Genomic DNA, 11,000 nt, shown 5'->3' with positions numbered 1-11,000 from the left:
CGGCGGAGCTTAGGCATCGACATTCTTCGGTGTCTGTCCGCTACGGTTTCGTCCATGACCGAGCCGCTGGAGGACCCCGAGGATGTCGCCGATGTGCTACACGGGACCGAGCTGGACGGCCTTGCCGTCGAGGAGGGCCTCGGCGACACGCTGGTGATCACGGGTCTCGACCCGGGCCGGCTGCTTCCCGCCTGGCAGGCCGCCCGGGCCGCGCTGGGCCGCACCGGCCGGTGGCCCGTCCTCACCCGGATCGACGAGCGGTGGCAGGACACCGACGCGGAACAGGCGGCGTCCGATCTGGACGCCGTCGATCCCTGGACGGTCTACCGCTGGACGGGGTTCAATTCGCGAATCCCGCCCGAAGAGGCGCATCTGTGGCTGCCCGACTTTCTCGACTTTCCCGACCCGCCTGCGGAGACGTCGCTGGCCGCCCTGGAGCGCGCGACGTGGGAGCGGCTGCTGGCCGACCCGGCCGCCCTCGATCGGGCGCAGCGCCGGGCGGACCACCTCGTCGGGACCGGCCGATGGTTCACCCCGCCCGGCGGCGCCCAGCTGGTGCTGCTGCCAACTCCGGTCCCGTGGCTGGCGCCGGCCTGGCTCGACTACCACGGCGCGACGGAGAAGGCGGCCGGCGCCGGCCCGGGCGACGACCCGGGCCGGCGGGCCCTGGCGGCGGCGATCCGCGAGTGGGAACGCGCGTGGGGCGCCGAGCTGGTGGCCTCCTGGGGCACCATGCTGCAGTTCGTCACCAGCCGCCGGCCGGCGCTGGGCGAACCGGCCTGGCAGCTGGCGTTGCAGCACCTGGCGGTCGGCGGCAGCCTGGAGTCGCCGCCCTGGGAACTGGCCCTGGCCCTGACCCGATCGGACGCCTGGTTCCTGCACGACCGTCCCTGAAGCGCCCTTGAAGCGCCCCTGAAGTGAGAGGCCGTCAGATGCCGAGCAGCCGGCGGGTCACCGCGGCCGCCGTGTCGATCGAGGCGAGGCTCCGGTGCACCTTGGCCATGACGCTGGCACCCAGCCAGAGCTGGTACAGGGCCTCGGCCGTCGCCCGGGCGTCGCCGGTGAACGGCGCGGATCCGTCGGCGGCGGCGCCGATGATCGCGCGTTCGAGGCGGTCGACGATCTGCGTGGTGCCGGCTTTCAGGGCCAGGCGCATCGGCTCGGACAGGTCCGCGACCTCGGCGCTGAGCTTGACCGCCAGGCACCTGCCCTCGCCGTCGCCGAAGCCCTGCGATTCCCGCCAGGACGCGAAGTAGGCCATGATCTTCGACGCGCCGTCCGTGCCGGTCGCGTCGAGGATCTCGTCCATCTCGGCGAGGTACTGCTCGAAGTACCGCGCGATCACCGCCTCGCCGAAGGCGTCCTTCGAGCTGAAGTAGTGGTAGAAGGACCCTTTGGGTACGCCGATACCGGACAGCACCTCGTTGATCCCGACGGCGGCGTACCCCTTGTGCGCGAAGGATCGCTCGGCGGCGAGCAGCAGTTCCGTACGGGTGTCGCGGGTGGCCTTCCGGGTCATGCCGCTTTCTCGCCGAGCACGGCCAGCAGCACGTCGGCGGCCTCGGCCGAGGAGGCGGGGTTCTGGCCCGTGATCAGGAGACCGTCGCGGACCACGTACGAGGACCAGTCGGCGCCCTTGGAGTAGTCGCCGCCGTTGGCCTTGAGCTCGTCCTCGACGAGGAACGGCACGACCTCGGTCAGGCCGACACCGTCCTCCTCGCTGTTGGTGAACCCGGTGACCCGGCGTCCCCGTACCAGCGGCGCGCCGTCCTCACCGATGACGTGCCGCAGCACACCCGGGGCGTGGCAGACCAGCGCGACCGGCTTGCCCGTACGCAAGGTGGTCTCGATGATCCGGCGCGAGTCGCCGTCCTCGGCGAGGTCCCACAGCGGCCCGTGCCCGCCCGGGTAGAACACCGCGTCGTAGCCGGCCGGGTCGACGGTGCTCAGCACGACGGTCGAGTCCAGCGCGGCCGACGCCTCCGGGTCCGCCTCGAACCGGCGGGTGTCGTCGGTCTGCGCGCCGGGCTCGTTGCTCTTCGGGTCCAGCGGCGGGCGCCCACCCTTCGGCGACGCGAGCGTGATGGTGGCGCCGGCCTGCTTCAGCCGGTAGTACGGCGCCGCGAGCTCCTCGAGCCAGAAACCGGTCTTGCGGCCCGTGCTGCCCAGTTCGTCGTGCGAGGTCAGAACAACCAGAACGTTCATGTCGGCGCCTCTCGTTCCCGTGGCCCGTGTCGGCCACGATCCCAAGCTAGACGACTGGTCTACTAGCGGCAACCGGGATCGGTTGCCGCCAGCACATGAGGGCTTTCCGTCGGGTCAGGCGGCCGCGCAGGAGGCCGCGGACGGCGGGTTGAGGTAGGTGCGGACGTAGTCGAACGTCGCGGTGGCGCCGGCGGCGTTCATCGAGACCAGACCGATTCTGTACGTGCCGGTCCGCGGCAGCGTCCAGACGCCCGACCAGGTCCAGGTGACGCCGTCGACGCTCGACGCCGCGCGTACCTCGTCCTCGTTGTTCGCGGCGTCGAAGGTGTACCGCAGCCGCAGCCAGGTGACCTGCTTCGCCGGGCCGCCGAACATCGGCGCGTTCGCCACGGCGATCGGCGGCGCATAGGTCGGCCGCTCCCCCTCCTTGCCGAACTCGGTCTGATGCAGCACCTCACTCGTGCCGGCCAGCGGCAGCACCGAATGCGCGAGCTTGAAGTAGCGGTCGTCGTTCTGGTAGAGCAGCAGCCCGGCCTGCTGGTTGCCCCGCGTACCGTCGAAGGTCAGCTTCGTCTCCACGGTGAAGTCGCCGGGCGGCGCCGCACGGGTCAGCACCGAAGCCGTGTTCGTGCCGGTGTGGAGCTCGGCATTCTGCGTCGGCCAAATCAGGCTGCCGCCGGTCTCGTTCGCCGTGGCGGCGCTGCCACGGACCCAGCTCCAGGCGGGGTCGTTCGTCTCGGGCCGGCCCGCGCCGGTGAACTCGTCCGAGTATTGCGACAGCTGTGTTCCGAGCGCCGGGTCGGGCTGTTTCACGGTGACCGGCTTGTGGAGCGGTGCGGCACCGACGATGCCGGCTTCGGCACCGGCCGCGGTCGCGGCGACGCCGATCCGTCCGGACAGCGGCGCGGTGCCGGGCAGGGTGAGCGAGACGGTGCCGACGGGGTCGCGCAGACGGTCGGCGGAGACCTCGACGGTCAGATTCCGGCCTCGTCGTTCGGCGGCGACGTTCTGCCAGCTGTCATGGGAGAAGCCCGCCGGAAGATCAACTTCCTTGAGGGTACGTCGTCCGTGCGCGGTCGTGGCCACGCGCAGCCGGTTGCTCGCCGGGTCGAGCCAGGCGATCACGTGGTTGGCGCTGTCCGCGTAGCCGATCACGAGTCCGGCGCCGTTGCGCAGGTCGCCCTCGACCCGGACGTCCCCGCCGGCCTTCTGCCGGCTCAGGGCGAACCCGCTCGTCGCGGCCACGAGGTGTCCGTCCGCCTTGCGCCAGTCCCCGGGCGAGCCGGCGGCTCCCGACCAGCCGGCGGCGAGGTCCACGGTGAACGTGGTGACGGGCGCGGCCTGCGGCGAGTTCGACGCCCCGGCGCCGGCGCGGACCACCGGCCAGCCGCCGATCCAGTCCAGCCGGTCGATCATGAGCGGTCGTTTGGTGAGCTTCAGCGTCGCGCCGTTGGCGCCGGTGACCGGCGGGAAGTCCGGGTCATCCGACGGGATCGCGTGATAGACCAGCCAGTCCTGCCCGGCCAGATCGGTGGTGATCGCGTTGTGCCCGGGCCCGATCCAGCGGTCCCCGTTCGACGTGAGGACGATGCCGTCCTTGCTGGTCAGATCCATGAGTCCGGTGCCGCCGGCCGTGGTGAACGGCCCGAGCGGGCTGGTCGAGCGCCCCACCTTGACGGTGTAGCCGCTGTAGGCGCCGTCGCAGCACCCGGCGTCGGAGTAGAACAGGTAGTAGAACCCGTCGCGATGCACCACGAACGAGCCTTCGGCCCGTCGCCCGCGTGCCACCTGGGTGACCTCACCGACCCGGGCGGTCGCGTCCGCGTTCAGCTTCTGGGCGCAGAGGATGTCGTAGCTGCCCCAGTAGAGGTAGTGCGTCCCGTCGGTGTCGGTGAACAGCGCCTGGTCGATGGTGCCGCTGGGGCAGCCGTTGCCGGCGGCCGGGACCAGCAGGCCCCGATCGGTCCACGGCCCGACCGGCGAGGTGCTGGTCAGCAGCGCGATCCCACCGTTGGACAGCGAATAGGTCAGCCGGTACTCGCCGTCGATGTAGCGGATGTCGGGCGCCCAGGCCCGGGTGCCGGAGGCCCAGTAGGAGGGCTTGGCGTCCAGGGCGATGACGTCACCGCGGTAGGTCCAGTGCACCAGGTCGGCGGAGGACAGCACGGGCAGGATGTGCTCACCGGTCTCGCCCCTGCTGTTGAAGATCGGGTTGGTGGTGCCGTAGGCGTACCAGATCCCGTCCTTGCCCCGGATCACCGCGGGGTCGGGAAAGGTGTCGACGGTGCCGGCACTGACGGGGTTGGTGTAGGTCGGGCCGGCCGCCTGAGCGGTGGCGGGCGTTGCCGGGGGCGCGAGGGCGATGCCGGCGAGCATCGCCAGCACCAGCGGGGCGCGAAGTCTCATGGCGGGTATGGCTCCTGACGGCGACGGTCGATATGCCGCCAAGACCGTAGAGTCGGCCGGATTCTTCCGGCAACGCTCCGGCAATTTCACCGTCGTTCACATGATTTACGGCGGCGTCCCCCGCTCCGGCAGGTCTCCCACGGCGACGGGGTGGACACGATGAACATCGACAGGATGCAATGTCGGTGGCGCGACGAGGACCACGGGGGAATCGTGATGCCGCAACCGCATGACCTCACCGGTGGCCCGGGGATCTGATCGTGGTTTTGACCCGGCAGATCCGACGACTCGTTGCGCCCCGGCCGGTCGCGGCCGCCGACACCGCTGTCGGCCCGGCGACCCGGTTCCACCGATCGGGGAGGATTCGCATGACAGGCACTGCCCGTTCCCGGCGCCGCTGGCGCCCCTTCGTCGCGCTCGCCCTCGGTGTCGGCGTCGTCGCCACCGGCACCGCGGTGGCCAACGCCGACACCACGCCGCCACCACCACTGAGCCTGGTCACGACGGCGACCGAGGTCACCCTCACCAGGTACGTGTACGAGTTCGGCTCCTTCTTCCTGGACCCGAACACCGGTGTGTACCTCATCGCCGGCAAGGACCCGTTCGAGATCGAGGTGAAGCGCAAGTCGTACGCCGACCCGATCGTCGCCCAGCAGGTGACGACCAGGAACGGCAGGAAGACCAAGGTCCCCCTGCCCGCGGGGATGGTGACCGATTTCGGCGGTCTCAAGGACTTCACCACGCTCACCATGACGGACGCGAACGGCACCGACGTGGTCTCCGGCAGCCAGGACTTCTGCCCTAACACCTACGAGACCGCCCGGGCCCGGCCGGACGCGCCGGACACCACGCCGTACCCGGCGGACTGCTTCAACGGCAATCCCTTCCAGCTCGGCAACGTCTGGGGCATCCAGAGCGGATGGACCGCCGCCATCGCGCCGCGCGAGCTGGAGGATCTGCCCGACGGCACCTATCAGGCCAGCATCGACATCGCCCAGAAGTACCGCGACCACTTCAAGATCACGGGCGCCGGGACGAACCTCACGATCACGATCGAGAGCATCTACGAGGGTGCGCTCTCGACGGCGGAACGCGCCCGCGGCGAGGCGAAGGTCAAGGCCGCCCAGGCCGCCAAGGCCGCTCAGGACGCCCAGCCCGCCGCGGCGGGCGCAGCTGCCGGCGCCGGCCACGACCACGCCCACCTCACCGAGGGCGACGCCACTCAGCAGGCCTCGGCCTACTCGCCCGACCTGCGGCCGGCGGCCCGCCGCCCGGAGACGGCGCGCAGCAGCGCGGCCCTGCCCAAGGGGCCCCGCCCCGACCTGCGGTCACTGCCGGCCTGGGGCATCGGCCTGGTCGACGGCGCGGACCTGGGCGACGTCCCGGGCCGCAAGTACATCGTGTTCGGCGCCACCGTCTGGAACGCCGGCACCTCGCCGCTGGTGGTCGACGGCTTCCGCCGCACCGGCACCGACCTGATGGACGCCTACCAGTACTTCTACGACGCCAAGGGCAAGCAGGTCGGGTCGACCAACGCGGGCACCATGGAGTGGGACAAGCGGGAGGGCCACCTGCACTGGCACTTCACCGACTTCGCCCAGTACAGCCTGCTCACGGCGGACAAGAAGGAGGCCGTGCGCAGCGGCAAGGAGGCGTTCTGCCTGGTCAACACCGACGCGGTCGACTACACGATTCCGAACGCGAAGGTGCGGCCGAGCAACACGGATCTCTCGAGCTCCTGCGGCGCCAACACCGCCGTCGCCGTCCGTGAGGTGCTCGACATCGGCAACGGCGACACCTACACCCAGTTCCTGCCCGGCCAGTCGTTCGACGTCACCGACCTGCCGAACGGCACCTACTACATCGAGGTCAAGGCCAACCCGTCGGATCGGCTGGCCGAGCTCAGCACGACCAACAACACCTCCCTGCGCGAGGTGATCCTGAGCGGCTCCGGCGACGACCGCAAGCTGCTGGTCCCGGCGGTCCACGGCCTGGACGGCCCGACCGGCTGACCGGACTCCCCCCGGAACGGGTGGTGCCGTGACGGCACCATCCGTCCCGGGGCGCCGCAGATAAATGACAATTGCGCATTGATTGCGCCCTTTATCAATTGTCGAACAATATCATCGTCCGACAACACTGCCTGGTAAATTCGGTGTGATTCCACGCGACGGTCCGCCAGGGCCGGAGAAAGTGGAGCTGTCCCGGGAATTCCCGGTTGACGTCCGCTCTGGGGCGGGAGGGCTCAATGTCCACTCGAACTCATCGGCACCCGCGGATCGCCACGGCTGCCGCCGCATGTGCGCTGCTGCTCGGGCCGGCCGGATGCGCCTCGACGGCCCTCTCGGAGGACACCGGTCCCCCACTGGGGTCGGACGGATACACCGGCCCACCGGTCACGCTCCAGTACTGGAACGGTTTCACCGGTGGCGACGGCCCGTACATGCGCGCGATGGTCGACGAGTTCAACGCCGCGCACGACAACATTCAGGTGGAGTCGAACACTCTCGGGTGGACCGACTTCTACCAGCGGATCGTCGCGGCCGTGCACGCCGGGCAGGGCCCCGACGTCGCGGTCATGCAGCTGGACAACCTGGCGACCCAGGCAGCCCGCAGCGTGATCGTGCCGGTGGAGGACGCGATCGAGCAGATGGGCTTCAGTCCCTCGGACTTCCCGCAGACGCTGGTCGAGGCGACCACGTTCAACGGGCACGCGTGGGGGGTCCCGCTGGACTCGCACACGATCGCCTCGTACGCCAACACCGATCAGCTGAACGCCGCCGGGGTCGCGGCGCAGGCGGGCACCGGGGCGGCCTTCGAGTCCGAGCTCGCCGCCGTGCAGCAGAGCGGCGTCGCCGAGCCGTTCTGGATGCCGAACAAGTGGCCGGCGCACCTGATGTTCCTCAGCCTGCTGTGGCAGGGAGGCGGCGAGCCCTACTCCGCGGACGGGCTGACGGCGACCTACAACAGCCCGGCCGGCGTGGAGGCGCTCTCCTGGATGGTCGACCAGGTCAAGCGCGGGGTCAGCCCGACCAACGTGGCGATCGACTCGCAGTACCTGGCTTTCAAGAACGCCGAGACCACGGTGACCTGGGACGGCATCTGGCAGATCAACGATCTCCGGACCACGGCCCCGGACCTGAAGTGGTCGCTCGCCCCGATCCCGAAGGTGTTCGCCTCCCCCGCCTCCTGGGCCAACTCCCACCAGTTCGTGATGTTGTCGCAGCGCGAGCCGGACGCCGACAAGCAGCAGGCCGGCAAGACCTTCATCAAGTGGATGGTCGAGCACTCCAGCGAGTGGGCGGCCGCCGGGATGATCCCGGCGTACGAGCCGGCGCGCAGCAGCCCCGAGTTCACGAACATGCCGCAGTCGGCGCTGTCCGGCCAGATCGAGAACTTCCACTACATGCCGTCGATCCCCGGTGTCGGCGACGTGAACGTACAGACCCTCGAGCTCGCTGTCAGCGAGGCCGTGCTGGGACGCCAGACGCCGCAGCAGGCGCTCGACCAGCAGGCGGCGCGGGCCGACGACATCCTCGCCAGCAACGCCGAGAAATTCGGCGCGACGAATCAGGGGTGAGCCACATGGTCGCCACCGACGTCCAGACGCCGGCCACACCGCCCTCCGTCGAGAAGGAGGTGTGGGACGAGAAACGGGCCGCCCGCAAGGACACCCGGGAGGGGTGGCTGTTCTGCGCGCCGTACCTGGTGCTCTTCGCGGTCTTCGTGATCTTCCCGGCCGTGTGGGGCCTGTGGATCAGCCTGCACCGCTACGACTTCACCCTGCCCGACAAGCCGTTCATCGGGCTCGACAACTACACCGGCCTGATCGACGGCAGCTCGCCGTGGTCGGCCGTCTTCTGGGAGTCCATCCGCAACACCCTGCTGTTCACGGTCCTCTCGGTGCCGCTGCTGCTGGTGGTGCCGCTGGCGATCGCCATGGTGCTGAACCAGAAGTTCGCCGGGCGCAACCTCTTCCGGGCGATCTACTTCGCACCGTACGTGCTGGGCGTGGCGGTCATCGCCGTGCTGTGGCGCTACCTGCTGGACGCCAACGTCGGGCTCATCAACTACTACCTGGGCCGGGCGATCCCGTGGCTCACCGACGTCCCGCAGGCGTGGGTGTCGCTGGTCGGGGTGACGGTGTGGTGGACCCTGGGGTTCAACTGCGCCATCTACCTGGCCGCGCTGCAGGACGTGCCGCGCAGCCTCTACGAGGCCGCCGCGATGGACGGTGCGAGCTGGTGGCAGAAGTTCCGGACCGTGACGCTGCCGGGCATCCGCTCGGTGCTGGTGTTCATCGTCAGCACGACGATCATCGCCTCGATGAACATGTTCGGGCAGTCGTTCCTGATGACGCAGGGCGGCCCGGGCAACGAGACCCGTACCGCGATCATGCAGATCTCGGACACCGGCCTGCGCCAGTTCGACTCCGGCATGGGCTCGGCCATGTCGATGATCTTCATGTTCTTCCTGGTCGTCATCAGCGGATCGGTCTTCTGGCTGACCAACCGCGACAGTGACGCCCAGGCCAAGGTGAGGAAGGCGAAGGCGGAAGCGAGGGCGCAGGCATGACCACGCTGACCAGGGAACAGATCCTCGCCATCCCGGCCGAGGACGGCGGGCCGGGCGAACGCCGGAGCCGGCCGTGGCTGTTCTACACCGTACTCGGGCTGTTGACCTTGGTTTTCATCGCGCCCTTGATCTATATGGCGGTCACGTCGTTCAAGACGCCGGAGGACGCCATCTCGACGACGCCGCAGTGGTGGCCCGCGAACCCGACCACCCAGGCCTACGACCGGGTGCTCAACGACCCCGCCACACCCGTCGGGCGCTGGTTCCTGAACAGCATGATCGCGGCGACCGCCAACTCCCTGCTCGCGGTCTCCACCGCCACCCTGGCCGGATACGCGCTCGCCCGGATCCCCTTCAAGGGCCGGCAGCCGCTGTTCGTGCTGATCGTCGCGACCCTGTTCCTGCCGCCGGTCGTCCTGCTGGTGCCCAACTACCTGACGCTGAACTTCCTGGGCTGGCTCGACACCCTGCTCGTCGTGATCATCCCCGGTGCGGCCGGCGCGTTCGGCGTGTTCTTCATGCGGCAGTTCTTCATCGGCCTGCCCAAGGAACTGGAGGAGTCGGCGTCGCTGGACGGGGCGACGCGGTGGAAAACGTTCCTGACGGTCCTGCTGCCGCTGGCCCGCCCGGCGATCGCCACCCTGATCCTGCTGACGTTCCTGACCAACTGGAACGACTTCCTGTGGCCGATCTACACCCTGTTCAGCCCGGACAAGCAGACCCTGCCGGCCGGCCTGTCCACCCTGCAGAGCGCGAACAGCGTGCGCTACGACCTGCTCATGGCGGGCGCGATGATCTCGGCGGTCCCGGTGCTGCTGCTCTACGCGTTCACCCAGCGGTTCATCGTCGAGGGCATCGCGTCGGCGGGGATGAAGGATTGAGCACGTTCCGCAACCCGGTCCATCCTGGCTACTTCGCGGACCCGTACATCATCCGCGCCGGCGGCCGCTGGTGGGCGTTCGGCACGAGCGGCGGCCATGCGCTGGCCGGGCTGGTCTCCGACGACCTGGTGAGCTGGCAGCCGTGGAAGCTGACGCTCACCGGCGACGAGCCGCACCTGGACGGGCGCACCCAGGCGTGGGCGCCCGAGGTGACCCGCCGCGGGGACCGCTTCCACCTGTACTTCTCCGCCGGTGTCGAGGACCGCCACCATCAGATCTTCGTGGCCGACGCCGGCGCGCCGGACGGCCCGTACGCCGGCGTCCGGCCGGTCGCGGGCATCGAGGAGCCGTTCGCGATCGACGCGCACGTCCTGTCGGCGGAGGGGAACCACTATCTCTACTACGCCGTGGACCGCCTCGACGGTCCCCGCGTGGGCACCGCGATCGTGGTGCAGGAGCTGGTGGCGCCGGACCGGGTGGGCGGGCCGAGCCGGCCGGTCGTGCTGCCCGGCGCCGACTGGCAGATCTACCAGCGCGGGCGGGCGATGTACGGCGCCGTGCACGACTGGCACACCTGCGAGGGCCCGTTCGTGGTGTCCCGCGGGTCGCGTTACTGGTGCCTGTACTCCGGCGGGTCCTGGCAGACCGAGGCGTACGGGATGGGGGCCGCCTGGGCCGACGATCCGCTGGGCCCGTGGCACGAGGTCTCGCCCGACGGGCCCACCGTCATCCGCGCGGCCGGCGGTGCCCGCGGTCCCGGCCACGCCAGCGTCATCACCGACCTCGCCGGCGACGACTGGCTGGTCTACCACGCCTGGGACGAGGCGATGACCGCCCGCCGGATGTGCCTGGACCGCCTCGACTGGTCCGGCGGCGCACCCGTCTGCCGCGGCCCGATCGTGGCCGAACAGCAGGCGCCCGCCGGGCGATAGG

At 70.0% G+C, this 11,000-nt stretch carries 9 protein-coding genes; 6 read left to right on the top strand and 3 right to left on the bottom strand.

The window, feature by feature from the left end; all coding sequences use genetic code 11:
* The first annotated feature begins 54 nt into the window (after positions 1-54).
* Positions 55-894 (top strand): DUF4253 domain-containing protein, encoded by an 840-nt coding sequence (locus AB0G10_RS16950; protein WP_360921723.1) that lies wholly within the window; start codon positions 55-57, stop codon positions 892-894.
* Between the two features lie 34 nt (positions 895-928).
* Here the strand turns inward: AB0G10_RS16950 and AB0G10_RS16945 are convergent, their stop codons facing one another.
* The 3 genes from AB0G10_RS16945 to AB0G10_RS16935 form a co-directional block, all read right to left on the bottom strand.
* The gene (locus tag AB0G10_RS16945) at positions 929-1,519 is read right to left on the bottom strand and encodes a TetR/AcrR family transcriptional regulator (protein ID WP_360921720.1); all 591 of its coding nucleotides are present in this window, start codon (positions 1,517-1,519) and stop codon (positions 929-931) included.
* A complete protein-coding gene (locus AB0G10_RS16940; RefSeq protein WP_360921717.1) occupies positions 1,516-2,205 on the bottom strand; it encodes a type 1 glutamine amidotransferase domain-containing protein in 690 nt (229 codons plus the stop codon). Before AB0G10_RS16940 ends, AB0G10_RS16945 begins: the two co-directional genes overlap by 4 nt.
* A 114-nt stretch (positions 2,206-2,319) precedes the next feature.
* Positions 2,320-4,611 carry a family 43 glycosylhydrolase gene (locus AB0G10_RS16935; RefSeq protein ID WP_360921714.1) on the bottom strand — a complete coding sequence of 764 codons (2,292 nt, stop codon included), beginning with the start codon at positions 4,609-4,611 and terminating at the stop codon, positions 2,320-2,322.
* Positions 4,612-4,979: 368 nt separating this feature from the next.
* Here AB0G10_RS16935 and AB0G10_RS16930 point away from each other — a divergent pair, with 368 nt between their 5' ends.
* From AB0G10_RS16930 to AB0G10_RS16910, 5 genes are all read left to right on the top strand, one after another.
* Positions 4,980-6,623, top strand: a complete 1,644-nt coding sequence (locus AB0G10_RS16930; RefSeq protein WP_360921711.1) for a lysyl oxidase family protein — start codon at positions 4,980-4,982, stop codon at positions 6,621-6,623.
* Between the two features lie 236 nt (positions 6,624-6,859).
* The gene (locus AB0G10_RS16925) at positions 6,860-8,191 is read left to right on the top strand and encodes an ABC transporter substrate-binding protein (protein ID WP_360921708.1); all 1,332 of its coding nucleotides are present in this window, start codon (positions 6,860-6,862) and stop codon (positions 8,189-8,191) included.
* A gap of 5 nt (positions 8,192-8,196) precedes the next feature.
* On the top strand, positions 8,197-9,186 hold the full coding sequence (locus AB0G10_RS16920; protein ID WP_360921705.1) for a sugar ABC transporter permease: 990 nt from the start codon (positions 8,197-8,199) through the stop codon (positions 9,184-9,186).
* Positions 9,183-10,067 carry a carbohydrate ABC transporter permease gene (locus AB0G10_RS16915; RefSeq protein ID WP_360921702.1) on the top strand — a complete coding sequence of 295 codons (885 nt, stop codon included), beginning with the start codon at positions 9,183-9,185 and terminating at the stop codon, positions 10,065-10,067. Before AB0G10_RS16920 ends, AB0G10_RS16915 begins: the two co-directional genes overlap by 4 nt.
* On the top strand, positions 10,064-10,999 hold the full coding sequence (locus tag AB0G10_RS16910; protein ID WP_360921699.1) for a glycoside hydrolase family 43 protein: 936 nt from the start codon (positions 10,064-10,066) through the stop codon (positions 10,997-10,999). The genes AB0G10_RS16915 and AB0G10_RS16910 overlap by 4 nt, the downstream gene beginning before the upstream one ends.
* Position 11,000: the final 1 nt, after the last annotated feature.

It is taken from the genome of Actinoplanes sp. NPDC023714 (genome assembly GCF_040639855.1).
GTDB lineage: Bacteria > Actinomycetota > Actinomycetes > Mycobacteriales > Micromonosporaceae > Actinoplanes.
The sequence above is the reverse complement of the archived record's forward strand: the minus strand, read 5'-3'. Positions and strand labels throughout refer to the sequence as shown.